The organism is Pseudomonas sp. CCC3.1, from assembly GCF_034347405.1.
GTDB lineage: Bacteria > Pseudomonadota > Gammaproteobacteria > Pseudomonadales > Pseudomonadaceae > Aquipseudomonas.
Map to the genome: position 1 here is coordinate 3,519,648 of NZ_CP133778.1, position 22,047 is coordinate 3,541,694.

Consider the following 22,047-nt stretch of genomic DNA (forward strand, 5'->3'; position numbering starts at 1 on the left):
AGAGGCAGAACGCTTCCCACAACCGTGAGGCAATTACTGTGATCAAGTCCCTGAATCATTTACCGCACCCCCATGAAAATGCCCTGGTGCTGGCCAGTCATTTCACCGATCTGGCGCCCCCCCTGACCGCGCGCCAGGCCGAACTGGAAAGCTCACGCTGCCTGTATTGCTACGACGCACCTTGCGTTAATGCGTGCCCCAGTGAAATCGATATCCCGTCGTTTATTCGCAATATCCAGCAGGAAAACGTGCAAGGTGCGGCGCAGAAAATTCTCTCGGCCAATATCCTCGGCGGCAGTTGCGCCCGCGTGTGCCCGACCGAGGTGCTGTGCCAGCAAGCGTGTGTACGCAACAACGCGCAGGAGTGCGCCCCGGTGTTGATCGGCCTGCTGCAGCGTTACGCCATCGACCATGCGCAGTTCAGCGAGCACCCGTTCAAGCGTGCCGCTCCTACTGGTAAACGCATTGCCGTGGTGGGTGCGGGCCCTGCCGGATTGGCATGCGCCCATCGACTGGCGGTGCACGGGCATGAGGTGGTGATTTTCGAAGCGCGGGAGAAATCCGGCGGGCTCAATGAATACGGGATTGCCAAATACAAACTGGTGGATGATTTCGCCCAGCGCGAAGTGGACTTCGTGTTGCAGATCGGCGGCATCGAGGTGCGTCATGGCCAGCACTTGGGCGACAACCTGAGTCTGAGCGAACTGCACCAGCAGTTTGACTCCGTCTTTCTGGCCATCGGCCTGGCGGCCAGTCGGCAACTGGGACTGCCACACGAGGACGCCCCCGGCGTGCTGGCGGCCACTGACTATATCCGCGAACTGCGCCAAAGCGACGACTTGACCCAACTGCCCTTGGCCGAGCGCTGCATTGTGCTGGGCGCTGGCAACACGGCCATCGACATGGCGGTACAAATGGCCCGTCTTGGCGCCCGCGAGGTAAACCTGGTGTATCGCCGTGGACTGGAAGACATGGGAGCCACCGGGCACGAGCAAGACATTGCCAAGGCCAATCAGGTACGCCTGATGACGTGGGCACAACCTGACGAAGTGGTGCTGGATGAACAGGGCCAGGTCCGTGGCATGCGCTTTGCCCGCACCCGACTTGAGGACGGGCACTTAGTCAACACCGGCGAAACCTTTGAGTTGGCGGCCGATGCCGTGTTCAAGGCTATCGGCCAAACCTTTGATGAGACCGCGCTGAGCGATCCGCTGGCGCACTCACTGCAACGCACAGGCGATCGCATTTCAGTGGACGAGCAACTGCGCACCAGCGTTCCCGGGGTTTATGCCGGTGGCGACTGCACCTCGCTCGGGCAAGACCTGACCGTGCAAGCTGTGCAGCACGGCAAGCTGGCCGCTGAAGCCATTCATGCCCAACTCATGCTCAACCAGGAGGCTGCGTAAATGGCCGATCTCTCGATCAATTTCGCCGGTATCAAAGCCCCTAATCCGTTTTGGCTGGCCTCCGCGCCGCCCACCGACAAAGCCTACAACGTAGTCCGCGCCTATGAAGCAGGCTGGGGCGGCGTGGTCTGGAAAACCCTGGGAGAAGACCCGGCAGCGGTCAACGTGTCCTCGCGCTATTCGGCGCACTTCGGGCCTAACCGCGAAGTCATGGGTATCAACAATATCGAGCTGATTACCGACCGTTCGCTTGAAATCAATTTGCGTGAAATTACCCAAGTCAAAAAGGACTGGCCGGATCGTGCGCTGATTGTGTCGCTGATGGTGCCGTGCGAGGAGCAGGCCTGGAAATACATTTTGCCGCTGGTCGAAGCCACGGGTGCTGATGGCATCGAGCTGAATTTTGGCTGTCCCCACGGCATGCCGGAGCGCGGTATGGGCGCGGCGGTTGGCCAGGTGCCCGAGTACGTGGAGATGGTCACGCGCTGGTGCAAGACGTATTGCACGCTGCCGGTGATTGTCAAACTCACGCCCAACATTACCGATGTGCGCCTTAGCGCTCGTGCGGCTTATCGAGGCGGAGCAGATGCGGTGTCGCTGATTAACACCATCAACTCGATCACCAGCGTCGACCTTGAGCGCATGGTCGCGTTGCCCATGGTGGGAACGCAGAGCACCCACGGCGGTTACTGCGGCTCGGCAGTCAAGCCGATAGCGCTGAATATGGTGGCCGAAATTGCCCGCGATCCACAGACCCAAGGCTTGCCGATCTGTGGGATTGGCGGTATTGGCAGTTGGCGAGACGCGGCTGAGTTCATCGCACTGGGGTGTGGCGCAGTGCAGGTCTGCACAGCCGCCATGCTTCACGGATTTCGGATCGTCGACGAAATGAAAGACGGCTTGTCGCGCTGGATGGACAGCCAAGGGTATTCGAGTCTGGAGGACTTTTCTGGGCGTGCAGTGGGCAATACCACCGACTGGAAATATCTGGATATAAATTATCAGGTGATTGCCAAAATCGATCAGGAGGCGTGCATTGGCTGTGGTCGCTGTCATATTGCCTGCGAAGACACCTCTCACCAGGCGATTGCGAGCTTGAGGTTGGCTGACGGGACCCATCGTTATGAAGTGATTGACGACGAGTGCGTGGGTTGCAACCTGTGTCAGATCACCTGCCCGGTCGAGGATTGTATCGAGATGATGCCGCAAAGCACCGGTAAGCCATTCATGGATTGGAACCATGATCCACGTAACCCGTACCGCGTGGCGTCGTAGGAGATGCCTCAGGCAAACACGGATCTGTGGGCGCGGGCTTGCTCGCGATGGTATCGGAGTGGCTTAACAGAGAAACCGAGTTGCTTGCATCGCGGGCAAGCCCGGCTCCCACAGGTTTTGCGTCGCTCACACAATCCGTAAAGCCTTTGTTACGGCTCCAGCCCGATCCCTCGCAGGATGATGCTGGTAACACTCTGCACCGCACGCTCGAACTGAATATCCGACAGTGGTTGGTGCTCGTTCAGAATATTCACCTGATGGTCAAAGTCTGCGTAGTGCTGAGTCGAGGCCCAGATCATGTACAGCACGCTGGACGGCTCGACCGCCAAAATCCGCTTGTCTGCCACCCATTGGCGGATTTTGGCTTCTTTCATTTTGGCCCAATCATAAAGGCTTGCATCCAACCTCAGTCCCAGCATCGGAGCGCCGTGGATGATTTCATCCGCCCAGACTTTCGAACCATAAGGCCGTGTCCGCGAGTGGGTCATTTTGGCGCGTATATAACTGCTGAGTACCAACCGCGGATCGTCATAGGTTTCGAAGCACAGCGCATCCTGTTTCCACACCTCAAGCAAGCCTAATAGCACGGCGTTGTACAGCTCGGTTTTGGTGCTGAAGTAGTAATGCAAATTGGAGCGCGGCAATTCAACTTCAGCGGCGATGTCGGCCATGGCTGCCCCAGCAAATCCTTTCTCGGCAAAAACCTTTTCAGCGCCAAGCAGAATTTTTTCGACGTTGCTGCGACGAATTTCGATCTTGTGGTTGCTCATTACGTCCTGCCCTCGGCATCGCGATTCGTCGGTGCATACCCTGGCATCTGCTTGCCCTGATAAAGGCATGCCATTCAATTGAATAGCACTTAACGGCCGTGGCAATAAGGTGATTTATTTTTTGATTGTGCGTCGCCTGAAAAGTGCCTGCACTGTCATTTTTGACAGGTTCCAAGGAAGACAGAACGGTTTATAACAACACCTGTACCGAAGAAAAACCCTACGAAACATCCTTAGCATTCACAAAGATATTTCCTACAGCCAGCTTATGTTTTTATTGATCTATGGGAGCGCCTTACCATGCATCAGTCTCAGTCAACAGCCAGTGAAAAATCACCACGCCGTGCCAGACCCGCAAAGCCTCAAGAGAACAGTGACAACGCCATCAAACTCACCCCAAAAGAAAAAGAGGTGCTCATTTGGGGAGCACTGGGAAAAACCTCGTGGGAAATTGCCGTGATCCTCAAATGTTCCGAATCAGGGGTCAATTTTCATTTCGGTAATATTCGTCTCAAATTTGGCGGGGTGAACCGCACCGGAGCCGTGTCGAAAGCAATGGAACTGGGGATAGTCAAGCGCTGCTGACACCTCGAAGAGCATGGATGCCCACGTTGTCGACTGCATCGCCGTTAATACGCACGTAATCGGGGCATCCCATCGTTTCAAACACGTCCCTCCCCCCCGGATTCGCCTATGCCTGGAGATGAACAAACATTTATCTGCCAAACGTCGCGTAACGCTAATATAGCGCTACGCTTAGCGACCAAACGTGGTGCTGGCGAATTAGGGTGACGGTGGCAGCTCGATTACATTCGTTTCAATGCCTTCGAGTTTAGGTTTCAGCTTGATCTGGTCCTGAGCCTCTTTGGCTTTGGCTTCGGTCGCAAATGGCCCGATCAAAAAATGCTGAACGCCATCTTTTTCTAAAATGTAAGTGACAAAACCGTTGTCAAGAAGCCTGCCAGTGGTATCAGTAATTGTGGCTCTCTGGCCCTCTGTGAGCTCCAGCGCCCAGTGAGCAACCGGCACCTGGACCACCGTTGATTCAGAAGCAGCTTTAGCCCGCTCGATTTTATCGTTAGACTCCTGACCGCAAGCCGTCAAGGCCAATATTGCTGTCATCATGATGACTTTACGCACTGCGTTTCCCCTATCTATTTGAGTGGGTCGATTTTATCACTGAGGCAGCGGCCTTTGCTCTCCTTGAACAAATCCAATCCGCCCCTATTTTAGGTTCATCTGCGAGAGTTTCCCGCGTGCAGGGAATTTTACATCTGGCAGTGACGTCTGTAATGAGCGGCGCATTTATATGCACTTAGCAGTATTCTGTAGCCATGACCGAAGCCGCACCGTCTCAGAGACGTGCCTTACAAAGCCATCAAGGAGAAAAAAATGCTGATACTCACCCGTAAAGTTGGTGAAAGCATAAACATCGGTGACGATATTACGATCACTATTTTAGGAGTCAGCGGCCAACAGGTCAGAATCGGCATCAATGCGCCGAAAGATGTTGCTGTCCACCGTGAAGAGATCTATCAACGCATCCAGGCGGGTCTGACTGCAGCCGACAAAAACGCTCAATCGTAAATCTCCGAGGTATCAGCCCTTGGAGTGAGTGTCAGGGCTGCGCAGCCAGCCCTCCACAATTCAAAATATGTACCTGCCGGTACCTCCCCTTCCCTCAGCTCCCCCCCTGTGACAGCTAACAGATATTTCCTGCTGACTTGACATCTCAAGGTTTACGACCACGCTCAATCTTCGCAGAAGATTCGATCCATCTGAATCACTGCGGGGCAAGGCGTTTATACGTTGTGACGACTTGAGAGACTCCTCCTAATGTCAGCCCTTTCAGGGCTGGACCTGTACCGTCAAGGAATGAAAGACATGTCCGATCTAATCGTAGTGGGATTTTCAGACACCGAAAAAGCCGATCGCGCCCTCACCAAAATGGTTTCGCTCAGCAAAGAACATTTGGTTGAGCTGGAAGACGCAGTCATTGTTGTGCGCAACGCCGAAGGCAAGATCCATATCAAACAAAGCGTCAACCTCACCGCAATCGGCGCCACTTCAGGCTTGGTCACTGGCGGCCTATGGGGCGCATTGGTCGGCCTGCTGTTTCTCAACCCATTGGCTGGTTTTGCCATTGGCGGCGCCTTGGGCGCTGGCACCGGCGCACTGTCGGGTTCGTTGAGCGACTACGGAATTGACGACGACTTTATCAAGAAGTTGAGTGAGACCATCCCCAATGACTCTTCCGCGCTATTTGTGCTGTTGCGCAAATTCCAGCCGGAAAAAGTCCTGAAAGAGCTTGAAGATTCAGACTTCAAGGGCAAAGTGCTGCGTACCTCACTGTCGCCTGAGCAAGAGCAAAAACTTCAGGAAGCCCTGTCCAAGAACACCTTGACCGCCTCTGATTCTCTGACGGTTTAAACCTGTATCCCCCCGCCGGACAACTGCCTGTCCGGCTTTTCGACTGCGCGTACCGGGCAGTCGAAACCCTTAACAAAAAAGCCCTGCAATGCCCATCTTCAGCAAACGCTCAAGCTCTGCGTGAGGACCTTCCCCTCTCCCGCTTGTGCTTGTTCAACACGCGTGCGAATCCGTGCCTGAATGTATTCAGGGCAGCGCCAGGGCCTGTACGAAATGTTTTCGAGCGAAGGTTAGGCAAGGCGAAAACAGGCAAGGAAGCGGAGTTTACGGGCTGTAAATGAGCATTCCGAGCCTGTTTTCAACGCCGCATAACCGAGCGTAGATACATTTGGTACAGAGCCTAGCCTTATGCGCGAGCAGTGTTACTGTAGCCACGCCGTTAAGGTGAGGTTGATGGCTCTGCAACATGCCTCACCCGAGGCGGCTATGCTTAAATCGAATGAACCTAAAGACGCAAGAGTTGGGACCTCTCGCTCGGCAGATGCGGATTGCTGATAAAAAACTGACAGAGCAGCGCCAAGCCATTTTTCGATCCCGCTCACAGGAAGCCCACAATGGTCCAAAGACAAGTCATCAATGCTTCGGTCAGCCCAAAAGGCAGCCTGGAGACGCTTTCGCAACGTGAAGTGCAACAACTGAGCGAAGTCGGCTCAGGCAGCAGTTACACACTGTTCCGCCAATGCGTGCTCGCCATCCTCAACACTGGCGCGCATGTCGACAACGCTAAAACCATTCTTGAAGCCTACAAAGATTTCGAAGTCCGGATTCATCAGCAAGACCGTGGCGTACGCCTTGAGCTTCTCAATGCTCCGGCGGATGCCTTTGTCGACGGCGAAATGATCGCCAGCACCCGTGAGATGTTGTTCAGCGCCCTGCGCGATATTGTCTACACCCAGAGCGGCCTCGATAGCCCGCGCATTGACCTGAGCAGTTCAGCCGGCATCACCGACTATGTGTTCCATCTGCTGCGTAATGCCCGCACCTTGCGCCCTGGAGTAGAACCCAAGATCGTGGTGTGTTGGGGTGGCCACTCGATCAACACCGAAGAATACAAATACACCAAGAAAGTCGGACACGAACTGGGCTTGCGCAGCCTCGACATCTGCACCGGCTGCGGCCCTGGCGTGATGAAAGGCCCAATGAAAGGGGCAACCATTTCTCACGCCAAACAACGCCTTACCGGCGGCCGTTATCTGGGCCTCACCGAGCCGGGCATTATTGCCGCCGAAGCCCCCAATCCGATCGTTAATGAGCTGGTGATCCTCCCAGACATTGAAAAACGCCTCGAAGCGTTTGTGCGTGTCGGTCACGGCATCATCATCTTCCCTGGCGGCGCTGGCACGGCTGAAGAATTTCTGTATTTGCTCGGGATCCTGATGCACCCGGACAACATCGACGTGCCCTTCCCGGTGATTTTGACCGGCCCCAAAGAAGCCGAACCGTACCTGCAACAATTGCATGAGTTTGTCGGCGCAACGCTGGGTGAGACTGCACAAAGCCACTACCAGATCATCATCGACAACCCGGCTGAAGTGGCGCGTCAAATGACCGCGGGCCTCAAGACGGTCAAACAGTTCCGTCGCGAACGCAACGACGCCTTCCACTTCAACTGGTTATTGAAAATCGATGAGGGGTTCCAGCGCCCATTCGATCCGACGCACGCCAACATGGCCGACCTGCAATTGCGCAGCGACCTGCCACCACACGAACTGGCGATCAATTTGCGTCAAGCTTTTTCCGGGATTGTCGCAGGCAACGTCAAAGAGAAAGGTATTCATCTGATCGAACAGCACGGCCCGTATGAGATCCACGGAGACCCTGCAATCATGAAACCGCTGGACAAACTGCTGCATGCGTTCGTCAAACAACACCGCATGAAACTGCCAGGCGGCGCGGCCTATGTGCCGTGCTATCGCGTCGTAAGCTAATCTGCCATCCCGAAGGGCTCGCTGAGCGAAAAGCGTTGCATCATGCCCGCACCTCGCTTGGCTTGCCCATCCAAGGCATCACTTCAATGGCGTGAACTGCTTCACCGCCTCAAGCCAGGCTGGATCAAGCCGGGTCTGTTCAGTGTCGATGTGCAGCGCTTGCAGACGCGCCTTGTGCAAGTCGATCTCGCGCACCATCTGGCTCAACGCACTGGAGTTGGCATCCAGTTGGTACATCTGGGTTATGCCCAGGTGATAAAAACGCAGCAACTTCATGGCCGCGGTATCACCGGCCATCACGCCCGCCGTCACGTAATGCATCACATTGGTAACTTTCATCAGACTGCGCTTGAGCTGCCATCCATAGACGGCGGGCGCCATCCAGGATTGCGACCAAAAAACGTAACGCACCAGCGCAAGGGTCATGACCAATGCAACTAGCACACCTGCCAGATTGAGCCGAAAGTTGTCGCCGTCCGCAACACCCAGCGACATGACCGCCAACCCGGAAATCACCATTGCCAACAACGCAAAGAGCAGCGCGATATACAGCGTGCTGCGTCGGGTTTGCTGACGATAAACCTGGGGGCTGACCGGTTTTATTTCAAACATCACGACAGTGTGGCTCCTGCGAGAATGGGGGCAATGTGCGCGGCATATTACCCCAATAAACTCAGCGCCTCCTGATACACCTGCAAACGTTGGGCATGACCATTCAAACCACCATTGATGGCCTCGGTCACACGTTCAAAATCATCGCCATCGGCCAGTACATTTAGGCCCCGCGACGCCCAATACCAGCCTGCGCTCTCCACTGCCCATTGCCATTCTTCCAACAGCTGTGGGGTCATGAGTAATCGCTCATCAGAAAACAGCGCAAGGCTGCACTGTTGATAGTTGCTCTTGCCGGTCACTTGAATCAAACCACGGCCTCGGTATAACCACCCCTCCCCCGACAACTCGGAGCCATTGCCCAGCCGATCACTGTAAACCCGGTTGGCGATCGCTTCGGGCTTTCGGTGCAGTGATTGCGCGGCACTGTTAGGCATACGTCGCAAGCGACTGCCGTCCTTCACCAGGATGTATTTACCGGCAGAATCTTTCTCGGCGAAACGCCTGCCCCACGTCATGGCTAAACCGTCAGCACTGTAATTAAGGCTTTCGACCAGCAGGGTAAAACCGGCACTCTCGTGCCCGACTTGCGAAAGAAAAGCCGCCTGGCGCCGGGGGGTATCAATCTGATACCGGTCAGTCGCCGCGTTCAGAAAGGGTAAATAAATATCAACAAACTGTGCGCTCTTGGGAAACAGCTGCAACATGATTTCTCGGGTCAACATCGTAGTTCACTCTTGATTAATAATTTCAAAAGTGAAGCACTTCCGGTCTTTTAAAACTCTAGCCAAACACTTAAATAGAATTAACCCACCGGCAATGCAGAATCAACTGACACACTTTCTTAACGCTGCCCCTGTATCTCGGCACCACGCATCAGCCCTCGTGACTTTCCTCAAGCAAACGCCGAATAAACTGTTCCTGCTGCTGATACTGTCCTTCACCAAAATGGCTCGCTCGAACCTGCCCCTTGGCATCGACAAAGTAGTGAGCGGGCCAGTATTGATTATTAAATGCGCGCCAGATCACGTGGTTATTGTCGATAGCCACCGGATATTCAATACCGAGTTTCTTCACCTGCTGGCGTACGTTATCGACCACTCTTTCGTAGTCAAACTCAGGTGTATGGACGCCAATCACCACCAGCCCGTCTTTTTGGTACTTTTTCGCCCACTGATTGACATACGGCAAACTGCGCTGGCAATTGATGCAGTCATACGTCCAAAAGTCCACCAGCACCACTTTGCCGCGCAACGACTCACGCGTCAGTGCCGGGGAGTTCAACCATTCAACTGCGCCCGACAACTGCGGCATCAGCGGGCCGCTCTGCTCGGCCGCGAACGTGCCTGAGCTCGCGGCCATAAAAGCGCTCAGCAGCATCGCCCAGCGCACCACTGCGCCCATGCCTGAAAACCTGACAACCATGGGTTAGCCCCCTTCATTGCAGTCTTGGGAGACTTTCAGGTAATTGAGCACATGCGTCTGTCCTTGAGAATCCAGGTACGTCATGTGCGACTTCACCACTTGGCAGTCAGTGCCCGGATCTTCATTGATGGCCAACACCTTCTTCACATCCAGATGCGTGCCATACGTGTAGTTTTGCGACGCCGGTGCCTCCTGCGCCTGTGCGGCGAGGGTGAAAACACTCAGGGCGGCAAACACACTGGCGACACAGGCGATTTTAATGTTCATGGTCAGTTCCTCACAGGCTCGAGACCCACTGCCTCGATGGAACCTATTCAAAGCCCGCGAGGTATCGCCAATGTGTCGAGAAACCTGAAGGATGACTCCTTGCGTATCAGAACGGCCGACAGATACAACACGATACATTGCGACCATTCAGGGCCGTGGCACGGTGCCAGGACTTTTACTTCGCCGTGTATCTGTAAATCCTTAGATACACTGGAATACAAAGGCCTGCAGGCAAGGGAATGGTGTCTGGCTATGATGCACAACCAATCAATCGCGAGAGAGCAAAGCCATGGAGCATGTCGATCACATTCTGATCGTCGACGACGATCGTGAGATCCGCGAACTGGTGGGTAATTACCTGAAAAAAAACGGCCTGCGCACCACCGTGGTCGCAGACGGCAGGCAAATGCGCAGTTTTCTGGAAGGCACGCCGGTGGATCTGATCGTGCTGGACATCATGATGCCCGGTGACGATGGCTTATTGCTCTGCCGCGAACTGCGAGCCGGCAAGCACAAGACCACGCCCGTCTTGATGCTGACCGCACGCAGCGACGAAACCGATCGCATTATCGGCCTCGAAATGGGCGCCGACGATTACCTGGTCAAACCGTTCGCCGCCCGCGAACTGCTGGCGCGGATCAACGCCGTACTGCGCCGTACGCGTATGTTGCCTCCCAACTTGCAGGTCACTGACAGTGGCAGCCTGCTGGCCTTCGGCCGCTGGCGTCTGGATACCTCAGCGCGTCACTTGCTGGATCAGGACGACACCATGGTCGCCCTCAGCGGCGCCGAATACCGCCTGTTGCGGGTGTTTCTTGATCATCCGCAGCGGGTCCTCAGCCGCGATCAATTGCTCAACTTGACCCAAGGCCGTGACGCTGATCTGTTTGATCGTTCCATCGACTTGCTGGTCAGCCGCCTGCGTCAACGCTTGCTGGACGACGCCCGCGAACCGGCCTGTATCAAAACCGTACGCAACGAAGGTTATGTATTTTCATTGCCGGTGAAAATCCTCGGTGCGTCAGCATGATCAAACATCTGCGCTGGCCAAAAACCCTGGCATCACAACTGTCATTGATCTTTTTGGTGAGCCTGTTACTGGCCAACGGGCTTTCGTTCAGCGTGCAGTTCTATGAGCGCTATCTGACCACTCGTTCGACCATGCTCGGCAATATGGAAAACGATGTCTCGACCTCGATTGCCATCCTCGACCGCCTGCCTGCCGAAGAGCGCCCGGAGTGGCTCAAGCGCCTTGACCGGCAAAATTATCGGTACCTGCTGAGCAAGGGCGACACAGGCGTGCCCATGGACACGCAAGACCCGCCGATGTCGGCCACCTCAATCAAAGACATGCTGGGCCAGCATTACCCGCTGACATTTGCCGAGATTCCGGGGGTGCGCCCGCACTATCAGGTGCTCTTGCAGTTGGCTGATGGCAACCCCGTGACGATTGACGTTCATCCATCTGCCATACCGGTGGCCTTGTGGCTACCGGTGGTGCTGGTGCTGCAACTGGCGTTGCTGCTGGGCTGCACCTGGATGGCGGTCAGACTGGCGATACGCCCGCTAACCCAGCTCTCACGCGCCGTAGAAAGCCTTGATCCCAATGCCCGCATCAAGCGTCTGGACGAAAACGGCCCCACCGAAGTCGCACATGCGGCCGCAGCGTTTAATGCCATGCAGCAACGCATCGCCGACTACCTCAAAGAACGCATGCACATTCTGGCTGCCATTTCACATGACTTACAGACCCCGATTACCCGCATGAAACTGCGCGCCGAGTTTATGGACGATTCGGTGGAGCGTGACAAATTGCAGAGCGATCTGAGTGAGATGGAACACCTGGTGCGCGAAGGCGTGGCGTATGCCCGCAGCGTGCATGGATCGACCGAAGTCAACTGCCGGCTGGACCTGGACGCCTTTGTCGACAGCATCGTGTTTGACTATCAGGACGTGGGCAAAGAGGTTAAGCGCAGCGGCCGCTACGGCGCTCCTATCGACACTCGTCCCCATGCGCTGCGCCGGGTATTGATCAACTTGCTGGACAACGCCCTGAAATTTTCCGGGGCGGCTGAACTGGTGGTGAGCGCCGAGGCCGACGGCAGCGTATCGATCAAGGTGCTGGATCGCGGGACGGGCATTCCTGCCGATGAGCTGGATGACGTGCTAAAACCGTTTTACCGAGTGGAAAGCTCACGCAACCGCGACACCGGAGGCACTGGCCTGGGGCTGGCCATTGCTCAGCAATTGGCATTGGCGCTGGGCGGCTCGCTCAGTTTGAGCCAGCGCGAAGGGGGTGGGTTGTGTGCACAACTCTTAGTGCCGGCTGAGTAAACGATGGCGTGTGAAGAAGCTATAAACCCGCGCAAGCTGCTGGACGCACAGCCCTCAGCCCCCCAATCGCGCGCCCATTATGGCGTTTCAGAACGGGAGCGCACAGGCAGCGCCTGCGCAATGCCAAACACCACTTCCATCATCGTAAACAGCAAAATCAGGTAACTCGCACCCTGACTCACTGCATACACCTGCCAGACCGCAAACAGCACTCTGGCGCCAACATCGTAATAACCCACTTGCCGACTGGCATGGCGTACACGCCATAACGACCACACCACCACAACGCTGCCCAGCAAGTTAGCCAGCATCATCTGGGTCGCATCCATTGCCGGAAAACCACGCTCAAGCCCCAGGTGTGCAGACACTGTGCCAAGCACACTGAGCACCAGCGCCGCCGTCCAGGGCGTCATGAAACCGGCTGTTACGATTAAGTCATACCAAGCGCTGGCTCGAACAATTCTCAGGTTGCTGGTTGAGTCGATCATTGCCTTCCCTCACTATCAAAAAAGCCAGCCTAAACCCTGGACTTAAGTCCAGAGTCAACATGCGTGAGAGAACACAATGAAGATCGGGCAAGTCGCCAAGTTGACCGGTACAAGCCCGGATGCCTTGCGCTTTTACGAAGAGAAAGGGCTGATTGACTCAACCCGCAGCGCCAACGGTTATCGCTGCTACGCACCCGAGACGGTGCAATTGGTGGGGTATATCAAGACAGCGCAGCAACTGGGCTTTTCATTGGCCGAAATAGGCGAAAACCTGCCCATGCTGTGGTCTTCAACACAGGAGCCGCAAGCGTTGCTGGCGCAGATATTTACTCAGAAGCTGCAGATTCTTGATCAACGCATCGCGCAGATGCAGCAACTGCGAAGTGCTTTGGCAGAGCGGGCACAACAGGTATGCCCGCTGCTGAATGAAGGTCGCTGATCAACCCGGCGGAATGGTCGCCAAAATACCGATACCGATGGTCAGTACTAAAAAACCACCTAAAAACCATGCCATCTTGCCCATAACAGTACCCCGTCAAACATTCGTAATAAAACAGGTGCAGAACATCGGCTGACAACCCGCGAGTGATGTGTTGGTCTCGCGTTATTGCCTGTCTCGAAAGGTTGGAAAGCATTTTGCACCTTGATCTGCACTCATAACAGACGCAGATAAAGCCAAAAAATACGGATCAGTTGCCCTGTCGGGGGCTGGAGTTGCCATCCATGGCACTCAACAGGAGAAGCGTTACACGCGGAGCACGATGTGCCGGAGAGTGGCGATCAGATGAACTGAGCCGCTAGAAGTGGAATGACACGCCGGTAGTGACGGTAAGGGGGTCACCGGGGTAGAAGTTGGCCGAGTCCTTGCCTTTGGCGTCATACACAGTGTTGGTCGCCGTGGCGTAGCGCTGATTGGTCAGGTTACGTGCGTCAACAAACACCTCCCATTTTTTACTGGGCGCTTCGTAGCCCACTTTGGCCCCCCACAGGGTGTAAGACGGCGCACTCAAGGTGTTGGCAAAATCGACGTAATAGCTGGTAGCAGCGCGGGCATTGATTTGCGCGTAGAAACCACCCGACTGCCGGTATTGCAGTTCAGCCTGATACACCTGACGTGGCAGGCCAGGCAGTTGGTTGTCGCCAAAGGTCGAGTCGTTGCGGTAGTGGAAGTCGTTCACGGTATAAGCCTGACGCAACGACACGGTGTCGCCATTGGCGCCTTCCCAAAGCAAAGCATTGAGCCCGGCTTCTATCCCTTGGTGAATCGTCGGGCTGCCATTGGACGTGGCCACAACTTGGTCCTGCGTCGCCGTCGCCTGGCTGACAACAACAGACAGCAGTTCTTTCTGTACCCACGAACGGTAGACCGTGAAACTGCCGTCGAAAATGCCGTGCCCACCCCGAATACCAAGCTCCACGGTGTTGGCTTTTTGCGGCTTGACATCACGAATGTAAGGCACGCTGGTGCTGCCCAGTTGCCAGGTAACGGGCGGATCAACGGAGCGACTGACGTTACCAAACAGTTCAAATTCCGGGGTTAGCTGATAGCGCAAGCCCAGGCGCGGAGCGAGATCCGTTTCGGTGTATTCGACACCACTGGGGAACTGACTGGTGTTGACCCCCGTGGTGTATTCAATTTGTGCCTTGCGTTTCACATTGATCAACGACACACCACTGGACAGCCAGGTGCGATCCCCCAGTTGCAGTTCGTTACCCAACGAAAAGACCGTGTCACGCGAACCGGTGTAGTCGGTTTTTTGCAGCGTGGCACCCGTGCTTCTACTGTGCGCTGTCACGTCAGCCAGGTACGCCTGGGTATTGCTGAAAGTCACGCTGCTGTCACTGGGCAAGCCAAGGAACGTATCGCCCGTGCGCAAATAGCGCAGGGTCACGTTAAGGTCTGTGGAACGCCAGTCACCGGGTGTTGCCGAATAACGCCAACCATTAATCAAGGGATAGTTGTTGTAGCCCAGCCCCACTTCCAGCTTGGCGTTGTCGTCAAAGGTGTAAGTGGTTTTGCTGCCGATCAAGGTCGAGCCGTTCTTTTTTCGTCCGAAGGGCACATCGTTGCTTGTAGGGTCATGCTTGAGTTGGTACTTGGTCAGCGTATTGCCCTGGGTCAGGGTTTCTTCGCGATAACGCAGGAAGAACCGCGTCTCAAGCTTGGGGCTGAATACATAACCAAAATTGGCGACCAGCCCCTGCCCTTTGTTGGACGTGTCGTCCTGATAACCATCGCGCTGGTTGTGCAACACACTGACGTAGTAATCAGCATCGCCAACCACACCACCGGTGCTCAGTTGCTCCTTCTGATACCCGTAACTGCCCGCCTCAAAACGCGCGTAATTGCCGGGATCGGTGCGGCCGGTCTTGCTCACAAAATTGATCGCGCCTCCCAACGACAGGGCTGAATAGCGGTAAGCGTTGGCGCCATAGAGCACTTCCGTGTGATCCACCGACGCCATGTCGAGCATGTCTTCCTGGGTGCCTCCCGGACCTGTCAGCGGCAGGCCGTCATACAAAAACTTAATCCCCAGCACATAGCCTTGGTAGAAGGTATTGAGGCCCGAACCGCGGATCGAAATTTTGTTGGCGCTGGAACCGCTGGTGGCCTGTGCAAACACACCGGGTTGCAGTGCCAGCACGTCCTCGGCATTGGCGGCACGGCCGCGCTCAATGTCGTGGTTGTCGACCACGGCAGTATTACCCGCCACTTTCTTCAGTTCCTTTTGGGCCTTTTGCGCCTCGCTGGCTTCGGCTCCCGTCACCACCACTGTGGCCAGCGTTGGATCTTTATCTTCGGCGGCAACAGCAGTGGCTTGAACCAGCATCAGAAGAATCCCCATGCTGGAGGCTGTCGCCAGTGCGCGTCTCTCTAAGGTGTTCCACATCAATTGATGCTCCTGCCGGTGAGTGCACGGGTATCTACACGCCGTGTGGGCGCTCCCCCCTATAGGGATAGACACGTAGGCGATTAGTGGGTGGAGCATCTATTCGTATAGTCGCGCTCTCACACTCACTTTTGCAGGGTTCATGCCAGCCAGAAAACAGCTGAATACGGGCTTTAAACAGCAATCTTGTTGTGTGGATCAAACAGTTTGTTAAGGGGCTGTTTGCATTTCAACAGTCGGAACAAAGTTCAACTTTGCTTATAACAATTTGATTAATACATATGCCTTTATGCTGTCACCACCCTCGCCAAGATGCCCGAGATAGAGCTTTTAGACACGTAACTGCTCAACCACTGTTGCTCCAGCAACAGTGGTTGAACAAAGCGCTGTCTCAGCCACAACTTTACGCCTGATAAATAACCAGACAGGCCAGCTTTTCGGTGTTCTTAATAGTTGGTATGGCTCTTGCTCTAACTTTCCGACATGCCTGTTTGCTTCGGCAAGTAGATGAAACCAGTGGAGCGTATTGATCACGAATACGGCTCTGTTTTGCTAAAAGCCAGGAGTTATTAATGGCCAATGTCCAAACTGCCAGCGCGCTGGATGTGCTCTGGCGCCAGGGCCCCGGCGGCGAGCTGCTTGATCTTGGGCGCACGTTTCGCGGCCCACTGTCATTGTCACGCCTGCAGAGTACGCCCACGCGCATCCTGAGCCGCCGTGAAGCGGTATTGCTGGGGGTTTTCGCACTGGCGTTACACGGTGCAGTGATTTACTGGATCAGCCAGAACCCGACGCCTGCACTACCGATCGTGCCGCCGGAAGTTCCACCGATGACCATCGAGTTTTCCCAGCCGGCACCGCCAGTGGTTCAGCCTCCACCCCCCGAGCCCATCGTTGAGCCCGTGGTCGAACCGCCACCGCCCGTGGAAGACGAACTGGCCGTAAAACCGCCACCCAAACCGATTCCAAAGCCAAAACCCAAACCCGTGGTCAAGCCTGTTCCAAAACCTGAGGTCAAGCCTGTAGAGCAACCCCCTGCGCCCCCACAGCCGGTTGCCGCACCCGCACCTGCTGCGCCACCCGCTCCGGCCCCGATAACCCCAGCGTCCGCCAACGCCGGTTATTTGCACAACCCGGCGCCTGAATACCCGTCATTGGCCATGCGCCGTGGGTGGGAAGGCACCGTGCTGCTACGGGTACACGTACTGGCCAGCGGCAAACCGGGCGAGATCCAGATCCAGAAAAGCAGCGGTCGCGACCAGCTCGACAGCGCCGCCAAAGATGCGGTTAAACGCTGGAGTTTTGTGCCAGCTAAACAAGGCAACGACCCGATTGACGGCTGGGTCAGCGTGCCCATCGACTTCAAAATCAAATAAGCCGACACCCTATTTGCTGCACCGCGGGCTACCTGACAAAAGGCGCATCGCTCTGACCGTTTTTGATGTCCTAATTTAGAGAGTCTGAACCATGAACCTGATTGCATCCCCCTTCGAATCCATTGAACACGCGGTCATCTGGCTGCTGATTATTTTCTCGGTCGCCACCTGGGGCCTGTTCCTGCTTAAAGGCGTGCAGTTCGGTCGCCTGAAACGTCAGGACCGACGCTTCCTCAAGCAATTCTGGGCTGCCACCAGCCTCGACTCCGCCGCCGAACTGGCCAGCACCGCCCCTGGCGCTGCGGCTCGCGTGGCACAGTCTGGTTATGCTGCGATTCAAGTCACCGAAGCGCCGCAAGCCAATGACCTGGCCCACACCATCAATCATCAAGATCGCCTTGAGCGCTCCTTGCGTCAGCAAATCGTGCGTGAGCGCCGCTCGCTGGAAACCGGCCTGGCGATCCTCGCCAGTATCGGCAGCACCTCGCCCTTCATCGGCCTGTTCGGCACAGTGTGGGGCATCATGTCGGCCTTGAAAGGCATCAGCGCGGCGGGTTCGGCGAGCCTTGAAACTGTGGCGGGCCCGATTGGTGCGGCGCTGGTTGCCACCGGCGTCGGGATCGCGGTCGCGGTGCCTGCGGTGCTGGTTTACAACTACTTCCTGCGCCGCCTGAAACTGACCGCCGCGGACCTCGATGACTTCGCCCACGACTTCTACAGCCTGGCCCAGAAGAGTTCCTTCCGCGTGCACCTGCACCCGGTGCTGAACAAGTCAGCTGCCCCTGCGGCAAAAGTGAAGGAGGCTTCCTGAGATGGCTTTTTCAACCCAAGACAGCGATGAAGTGCTGAGTGAAATCAACGTCACGCCACTGGTAGACGTGATGCTGGTGCTGCTGGTGGTGTTTATCGTCACCGCGCCCCTGCTGACCAACGCCATCCCGATCAACCTGCCAAAGACTGACTCGGTCGCCCCCGTGGAGCAAAAAGACCCACTGGTGGTGAGCATCGACGACAAAGGCAAAGTGTTCATCAACAAAGATGAAGTTGAGCCGAGTCTGCTGGAGTTCAACCTGCAAGCGGCCAAGGCCAAAGACCCCGAAGTGCGCGTGCAATTGCAGGCAGACAACGGCGTGAACTACGGCGAAGTCGCACGGGCCATGGCCTCGATTGAACGGGCTGGCATCACCAAGCTGTCGGTCATCACAGCCAAATGAAGTGAACAGCAGCCTACTGGCAACCCTCCCGACATGACGTTGGGGGGGCGACATTCAAATGAGGTGAACATACGTGACTGTCACAGTGCTAAATGCCAGGAAGGCGCCGTTGGACATTGCCCGAGAGCTGGCAGTCGAGTTCGCCCTTACCGCCGTTGAGCGTGACGCCAAAGGCGGTACGCCCAAGCATGAACGTAATTTGTTGCGCGACAGCGGCCTGTTGGCCATGAGCATTCCAGGCCAGTTTGACGGCCTGAATGCCACGTGGTCCGAGACCTTCGAAGTGGTGCGCGAGTTTGCCCGGGTCGACAGTTCAATCGCCCATGTCTTCGGCTTTCATCACCTGATGCTGGCCACGGTGCGGCTGTTCGCCAAACCGTCGCAATGGCAGACCTGGTTCAAACTCACGGCCAACAAAAACTGGTTCTGGGGCAACACCCTCAACCCGCTGGACACCCGTACCGTGGTCAAGGACCACGACGGCTGGCGTGAATTTTCCGGCAAAAAAAGCTTTTGCTCAGGCGCCAGCGATTCAGAAATGCTGATTGCTTCTGCTATCGATGAAAGCGCCGGTGGCAAGTTGCTGATTGCTGCGATTCCCAGCGCTCGCTCCGGCATTACCTTGCACAACGACTGGCACAACATGGGCCAGCGTCAGACAGACAGCGGCAGCGTGACCTTTCAGCGTGTTCGCGTTGAAGAGTCGGACCTGCTGCTTGATCCCGGCCCCCTGAGCACGCCCTTTGCCTGCCTGCGGCCGCTGATTGCCCAACTGCACTTCGCCAATATCTTTCTCGGAATTGCCGAAGGTGCCTTTGAAGAAGCACGCCGATACACCCTGGAAGAAACCCGGCCCTGGTTCAAATCCAGCGCCACGCATAACACACAGGACCCTTACATTCTCGGCCACTACGGCGACTTCTGGGTCGCCCTGCAAAGCACTCGCCTGCTGGTTGAACGTGCAGGCGTGGTGCTGGACACCGCCTGGGCCAAAGGTTCGGCATTGACCAGCCAAGAGCGCGGCGAAGTGGCCATCGCCATCGCCACCGCCAAAGTTGCTGCCAGCCGCAACGGCCTGGAACTGTGTAGCAAGGTCTTCGATGTCACGGGCGCGCGCGCGACGCAAACCTCGGTGGCACTCGACAGGCACTGGCGCAACTTGCGCACACAGAGCCTGCATGACCCTCTGGATTACAAGCTTCAGGAACTGGGCGATTGGGCACTCAACGGCGCGTCCCCCATCCCGACATTTTATTCATAGGGACCGACATGCAACTTCTAACCCTGCCCCCCTCTCCCGCCCTGGCCACCTCGATCCGGGCGACAGCGCAAGTCTTTGAAGACCCAAAATCCAAAGCCTTGCTCCAGCACCTGCAACAAATCGCCCCCAGTGATGCCAGCGTGTTGATCATTGGTGAAACCGGCACCGGCAAAGAACTGATCGCGCGCCACATCCATAACCTGAGCGCGCGTAAAAACCAGCCATTCCTGGCCGTGAACTGCGGCGCGTTCTCTGAGTCGCTGGTGGAGTCCGAACTGTTCGGCCATGAGAAAGGCGCTTTCACCGGTGCCTTGGGAGCCAAGGCTGGGTGGTTCGAAGAAGCCAATGGCGGAACGTTGTTCCTCGATGAAATCGGCGATCTGCCCATGCCGATCCAGGTCAAATTACTGCGTGTATTGCAAGAACGCGAAGTGGTGCGTCTGGGCTCGCGCAAAAGCATTCCCATCAACGTGCGAGTGTTGGCAGCGACCAATGTGCAACTGGAAAAAGCCATCAACGCGGGGCACTTTCGCGAAGACCTGTTTTACCGCTTGAATGTCGTCAACCTTGAACTCACCCCTCTGCGCGAGCGGCCCGGTGACATCCTGCCGTTGACGCGCTACTTCATCGACACCTACAGCCGCCGACTGGGTTACGGCGACGTGGTGTTGAGCCCCGAAGCGGAGCAAAAACTCGCCAACTCCACCTGGCCGGGCAACATCCGCGAACTTGAAAACGTCATCCACCACACCCTGCTGATCTGCCGCGACGGCGTGATCCAGAGTGATGACTTACGCATGTCCAACCTGCGCATTGCTCGCCAGGACAGCGTCACCAGCAGCGATCAAAGCGCCGAAGACTTACTGGAGCACGCGTTCCAGCGGCTATTCGAAAGCCAGTCCGACAACCTGCATGAAAACGTCGAACGCAGCCTGTTGCGGGCGGCTTATCGCTTCTGCCACCACAACCAGGTCCACACCGCCAAACTGCTGGGGCTGAGCCGTAACGTGACCCGCACCTTGCTAATTAACCTGGGGGAATTGAAGGTCAACAAACGCAGCGCGTCGGAGCCCAAGCAACAAAACGAGCGTGTGCTACAACTGTCGATTTGAGGGGTTGGGCTGGGCTTGCGACGTGATTGGAGAACCTAGCGTCTGCATCGCGGGCAAGCTCACTAGAGGGAATTTGAGGCGCATGCCGGCATGTAGCCGCAGGGGAGTAACGTGGGGCTGCGTCGGACTCAATAGTCTTATTAAAAGTTGAAAGCCGGGTTGGTTTGAAAGGACGCGGCAGGTTTAGGTTCTGTACGAAATCATCCGAAACCAATTTGAAACCTACAGGCATCGAGATTCAGTAAAGTCCGTGACCATCTAAGGCAGGAGCCCACGATGGCTAAACGGTATGAACTCCCCGATGCAGCCTGGGATTTGGTTGCGGATATTTTCTATAAACCTTGTCGTGGCGGGCGTCCACGAACAGACGATCGCTTGATGCTCAACGGTATACTTTGGGTGCTCTGTTCAGGCGCCGCTTGGCGCGACATGCCTGAGCGCTTTGGCCCGTGGTCGACGGTTTGTCTGCGTTTTCGTGATTGGCGTAACCGCGGGGCTTTTGACCAGATGCTCAAACGACTCCATATCAAGCTCAACGAGCAAGGGTTAATTGATCTGGAAACCTGGATGATCGACTCCACAGCAGTACGCGCAACCCGAGCCTCTTCTGGCGGCGGGAAAAAAGGGGGCCTGAAGAACCGCAAGATCACGCACTCGGGCGCAGCCGGGGCGGTCTGACCACCAAGATTCACATGCTGTGCGATTCCAATGGTGTGCCACTGAAATTTCTATTATCGGGCGGCCAAGCCAGCGACATCACATATGCCCAGCCGTTGCTCGATGAAGCCTATATACCCAGCTTGCGCGGTCGCCCCCGTAAAAGGTGCAGATGGTTGCTCGCAGATAAAGGCTATGACGCTGAAGCGTTACGTCGCTATTGCGACCGATATCGGATGCAGCCGGTGATTCCTCTGCGCAGCATGAAACGCAAACCAAAACCGGGGTTGCCGAGGCTTTTTGATCGACCCAAGTATCGGCAGCGCAACATCATCGAGCGTATGTTCGGCTGGTTGAAAGGTAAGCGCTCCATAAACCCCACCGACCTTAGTATCGGTAGTTATGCCTGTAAAGCGGTTGGCCGTCGATGTTGCCACGGGCGTTCAGTTGGTTGACGGTGTGATCTTGCAGTCGGCCTTGTTCGTCGTATTGGTAGCGGCTTACCAGATGGACTTATTGAACTCTGGTTTCCAGACTTACTTCATAGCGGTGCCTGGAGAGAGGAGCGCCGTTGAGGTCAATGGCCTTGAAGATACCGCCT

Annotated in this window: 21 protein-coding genes and 2 pseudogenes; 15 read left to right on the plus strand and 8 right to left on the minus strand. The window is 56.0% G+C overall.

Annotated elements, in window-relative coordinates:
* Window positions 1–38: 38 nt before the first annotated feature.
* Both RHM56_RS15455 and preA read left to right on the plus strand, forming a co-directional pair.
* Complete coding sequence (locus tag RHM56_RS15455; RefSeq protein WP_322233570.1) at window positions 39–1,406, plus strand: NAD(P)-dependent oxidoreductase; 1,368 nt, start codon at window positions 39–41, stop codon at window positions 1,404–1,406.
* The gene (gene preA / locus RHM56_RS15460) at window positions 1,407–2,681 is read left to right on the plus strand and encodes an NAD-dependent dihydropyrimidine dehydrogenase subunit PreA (protein WP_322233572.1); all 1,275 of its coding nucleotides are present in this window, start codon (window positions 1,407–1,409) and stop codon (window positions 2,679–2,681) included. It abuts the gene before it with no gap.
* Window positions 2,682–2,830: 149 nt separating this feature from the next.
* On the opposite strand, the gene RHM56_RS15465 is transcribed toward preA, so the two are convergent.
* The gene (locus RHM56_RS15465) at window positions 2,831–3,451 is read right to left on the minus strand and encodes a TetR family transcriptional regulator C-terminal domain-containing protein (RefSeq protein WP_322233574.1); all 621 of its coding nucleotides are present in this window, start codon (window positions 3,449–3,451) and stop codon (window positions 2,831–2,833) included.
* 300 nt (window positions 3,452–3,751) lie between these two features.
* On the opposite strand from RHM56_RS15465, the gene RHM56_RS15470 reads away from it, so the two are divergent.
* Window positions 3,752–4,036, plus strand: coding sequence for a helix-turn-helix transcriptional regulator (locus RHM56_RS15470; protein ID WP_322233577.1), 285 nt, complete (start codon window positions 3,752–3,754; stop codon window positions 4,034–4,036).
* A 198-nt stretch (window positions 4,037–4,234) separates the two neighbouring features.
* Here the strand turns inward: RHM56_RS15470 and RHM56_RS15475 are convergent, their stop codons facing one another.
* The gene (locus tag RHM56_RS15475; RefSeq protein ID WP_322233578.1) at window positions 4,235–4,591 is read right to left on the minus strand and encodes a hypothetical protein; all 357 of its coding nucleotides are present in this window, start codon (window positions 4,589–4,591) and stop codon (window positions 4,235–4,237) included.
* A 252-nt stretch (window positions 4,592–4,843) separates the two neighbouring features.
* On the opposite strand from RHM56_RS15475, the gene csrA reads away from it, so the two are divergent.
* The 3 genes from csrA (at window position 4,844) to ppnN (ending at window position 7,809) form a co-directional block, all read left to right on the plus strand.
* Window positions 4,844–5,038 (plus strand): carbon storage regulator CsrA, encoded by a 195-nt coding sequence (gene csrA, locus RHM56_RS15480; RefSeq protein ID WP_322233580.1) that lies wholly within the window; start codon window positions 4,844–4,846, stop codon window positions 5,036–5,038.
* Between the two features lie 297 nt (window positions 5,039–5,335).
* Window positions 5,336–5,881, plus strand: coding sequence for a DUF1269 domain-containing protein (locus tag RHM56_RS15485; protein ID WP_322233582.1), 546 nt, complete (start codon window positions 5,336–5,338; stop codon window positions 5,879–5,881).
* Between the two features lie 554 nt (window positions 5,882–6,435).
* Window positions 6,436–7,809 carry a nucleotide 5'-monophosphate nucleosidase PpnN gene (gene ppnN, locus RHM56_RS15490; RefSeq protein ID WP_322233584.1) on the plus strand — a complete coding sequence of 458 codons (1,374 nt, stop codon included), beginning with the start codon at window positions 6,436–6,438 and terminating at the stop codon, window positions 7,807–7,809.
* Between the two features lie 78 nt (window positions 7,810–7,887).
* Here the strand turns inward: ppnN and RHM56_RS15495 are convergent, their stop codons facing one another.
* The 4 genes and pseudogenes from RHM56_RS15495 to RHM56_RS15510 all read right to left on the minus strand — a co-directional run bounded on the left by RHM56_RS15495 (window position 7,888) and on the right by RHM56_RS15510 (window position 10,113).
* A complete protein-coding gene (locus tag RHM56_RS15495) occupies window positions 7,888–8,421 on the minus strand; it encodes a DUF3087 family protein (RefSeq protein WP_322233586.1) in 534 nt (177 codons plus the stop codon).
* Between the two features lie 47 nt (window positions 8,422–8,468).
* Complete coding sequence (locus tag RHM56_RS15500; protein WP_322233588.1) at window positions 8,469–9,146, minus strand: glycoside hydrolase family 19 protein; 678 nt, start codon at window positions 9,144–9,146, stop codon at window positions 8,469–8,471.
* A 151-nt stretch (window positions 9,147–9,297) separates the two neighbouring features.
* Window positions 9,298–9,735, minus strand: a pseudogene (locus tag RHM56_RS15505) (thioredoxin family protein); the annotation flags it as partial.
* Window positions 9,736–9,849: 114 nt separating this feature from the next.
* The gene (locus RHM56_RS15510) at window positions 9,850–10,113 is read right to left on the minus strand and encodes a DUF2790 domain-containing protein (RefSeq protein ID WP_322233590.1); all 264 of its coding nucleotides are present in this window, start codon (window positions 10,111–10,113) and stop codon (window positions 9,850–9,852) included.
* A 289-nt stretch (window positions 10,114–10,402) separates the two neighbouring features.
* Here RHM56_RS15510 and RHM56_RS15515 point away from each other — a divergent pair, with 289 nt between their 5' ends.
* Window positions 10,403–11,143, plus strand: coding sequence for a response regulator (locus RHM56_RS15515; RefSeq protein WP_322233592.1), 741 nt, complete (start codon window positions 10,403–10,405; stop codon window positions 11,141–11,143).
* A complete protein-coding gene (locus RHM56_RS15520; protein ID WP_322233594.1) occupies window positions 11,140–12,447 on the plus strand; it encodes a HAMP domain-containing sensor histidine kinase in 1,308 nt (435 codons plus the stop codon). Before RHM56_RS15515 ends, RHM56_RS15520 begins: the two co-directional genes overlap by 4 nt.
* A gap of 77 nt (window positions 12,448–12,524) precedes the next feature.
* Here the strand turns inward: RHM56_RS15520 and RHM56_RS15525 are convergent, their stop codons facing one another.
* The gene (locus RHM56_RS15525; RefSeq protein WP_322233597.1) at window positions 12,525–12,935 is read right to left on the minus strand and encodes a hypothetical protein; all 411 of its coding nucleotides are present in this window, start codon (window positions 12,933–12,935) and stop codon (window positions 12,525–12,527) included.
* A gap of 76 nt (window positions 12,936–13,011) precedes the next feature.
* On the opposite strand from RHM56_RS15525, the gene RHM56_RS15530 reads away from it, so the two are divergent.
* Window positions 13,012–13,374, plus strand: a complete 363-nt coding sequence (locus RHM56_RS15530; protein WP_322233598.1) for a MerR family transcriptional regulator — start codon at window positions 13,012–13,014, stop codon at window positions 13,372–13,374.
* Window positions 13,375–13,732: 358 nt separating this feature from the next.
* Here RHM56_RS15530 and RHM56_RS15535 read toward each other — a convergent pair whose 3' ends face one another.
* The gene (locus RHM56_RS15535) at window positions 13,733–15,826 is read right to left on the minus strand and encodes a TonB-dependent receptor family protein (protein WP_322233599.1); all 2,094 of its coding nucleotides are present in this window, start codon (window positions 15,824–15,826) and stop codon (window positions 13,733–13,735) included.
* Window positions 15,827–16,398: 572 nt separating this feature from the next.
* On the opposite strand from RHM56_RS15535, the gene RHM56_RS15540 reads away from it, so the two are divergent.
* From RHM56_RS15540 to RHM56_RS15565, 6 genes and pseudogenes are all read left to right on the plus strand, one after another.
* Window positions 16,399–17,202, plus strand: coding sequence for an energy transducer TonB (locus tag RHM56_RS15540; protein WP_322233602.1), 804 nt, complete (start codon window positions 16,399–16,401; stop codon window positions 17,200–17,202).
* A 91-nt stretch (window positions 17,203–17,293) separates the two neighbouring features.
* On the plus strand, window positions 17,294–18,013 hold the full coding sequence (locus RHM56_RS15545) for a MotA/TolQ/ExbB proton channel family protein (RefSeq protein WP_322233605.1): 720 nt from the start codon (window positions 17,294–17,296) through the stop codon (window positions 18,011–18,013).
* A gap of 1 nt (window position 18,014) precedes the next feature.
* Window positions 18,015–18,416: a biopolymer transporter ExbD gene (locus tag RHM56_RS15550; RefSeq protein ID WP_322233607.1), complete on the plus strand. Its 402-nt coding sequence runs from the start codon at window positions 18,015–18,017 to the stop codon at window positions 18,414–18,416.
* A gap of 73 nt (window positions 18,417–18,489) precedes the next feature.
* Entirely contained in the window at window positions 18,490–19,677 is a 1,188-nt protein-coding gene (locus RHM56_RS15555) for an acyl-CoA dehydrogenase family protein (protein ID WP_322233608.1), read from the plus strand.
* An 8-nt stretch (window positions 19,678–19,685) separates the two neighbouring features.
* Complete coding sequence (locus RHM56_RS15560; protein WP_322233610.1) at window positions 19,686–20,789, plus strand: sigma-54 dependent transcriptional regulator; 1,104 nt, start codon at window positions 19,686–19,688, stop codon at window positions 20,787–20,789.
* 276 nt (window positions 20,790–21,065) lie between these two features.
* Window positions 21,066–21,820: pseudogene (locus RHM56_RS15565) on the plus strand (IS5 family transposase); the annotation flags it as partial.
* Between the last annotated feature and the right edge of the window lie 227 nt (window positions 21,821–22,047).

Coding starts and splice junctions, on each gene's coding strand:
- preA (WP_322233572.1), top strand. CDS start 1,407: ATGGCCGATCTCTCGATCAATTTCGCCGGTATCAAAGCCCCTAATCCG.
- RHM56_RS15465 (WP_322233574.1), bottom strand. CDS start 3,451: ATGAGCAACCACAAGATCGAAATTCGTCGCAGCAACGTCGAAAAAATT.
- RHM56_RS15470 (WP_322233577.1), top strand. CDS start 3,752: ATGCATCAGTCTCAGTCAACAGCCAGTGAAAAATCACCACGCCGTGCC.
- csrA (WP_322233580.1), top strand. CDS start 4,844: ATGCTGATACTCACCCGTAAAGTTGGTGAAAGCATAAACATCGGTGAC.
- RHM56_RS15485 (WP_322233582.1), top strand. CDS start 5,336: ATGTCCGATCTAATCGTAGTGGGATTTTCAGACACCGAAAAAGCCGAT.
- ppnN (WP_322233584.1), top strand. CDS start 6,436: ATGGTCCAAAGACAAGTCATCAATGCTTCGGTCAGCCCAAAAGGCAGC.
- RHM56_RS15495 (WP_322233586.1), bottom strand. CDS start 8,421: ATGTTTGAAATAAAACCGGTCAGCCCCCAGGTTTATCGTCAGCAAACC.
- RHM56_RS15500 (WP_322233588.1), bottom strand. CDS start 9,146: ATGTTGACCCGAGAAATCATGTTGCAGCTGTTTCCCAAGAGCGCACAG.
- RHM56_RS15510 (WP_322233590.1), bottom strand. CDS start 10,113: ATGAACATTAAAATCGCCTGTGTCGCCAGTGTGTTTGCCGCCCTGAGT.
- RHM56_RS15515 (WP_322233592.1), top strand. CDS start 10,403: ATGGAGCATGTCGATCACATTCTGATCGTCGACGACGATCGTGAGATC.
- RHM56_RS15520 (WP_322233594.1), top strand. CDS start 11,140: ATGATCAAACATCTGCGCTGGCCAAAAACCCTGGCATCACAACTGTCA.
- RHM56_RS15525 (WP_322233597.1), bottom strand. CDS start 12,935: ATGATCGACTCAACCAGCAACCTGAGAATTGTTCGAGCCAGCGCTTGG.
- RHM56_RS15530 (WP_322233598.1), top strand. CDS start 13,012: ATGAAGATCGGGCAAGTCGCCAAGTTGACCGGTACAAGCCCGGATGCC.
- RHM56_RS15535 (WP_322233599.1), bottom strand. CDS start 15,826: ATGTGGAACACCTTAGAGAGACGCGCACTGGCGACAGCCTCCAGCATG.
- RHM56_RS15540 (WP_322233602.1), top strand. CDS start 16,399: ATGGCCAATGTCCAAACTGCCAGCGCGCTGGATGTGCTCTGGCGCCAG.
- RHM56_RS15545 (WP_322233605.1), top strand. CDS start 17,294: ATGAACCTGATTGCATCCCCCTTCGAATCCATTGAACACGCGGTCATC.
- RHM56_RS15550 (WP_322233607.1), top strand. CDS start 18,015: ATGGCTTTTTCAACCCAAGACAGCGATGAAGTGCTGAGTGAAATCAAC.
- RHM56_RS15560 (WP_322233610.1), top strand. CDS start 19,686: ATGCAACTTCTAACCCTGCCCCCCTCTCCCGCCCTGGCCACCTCGATC.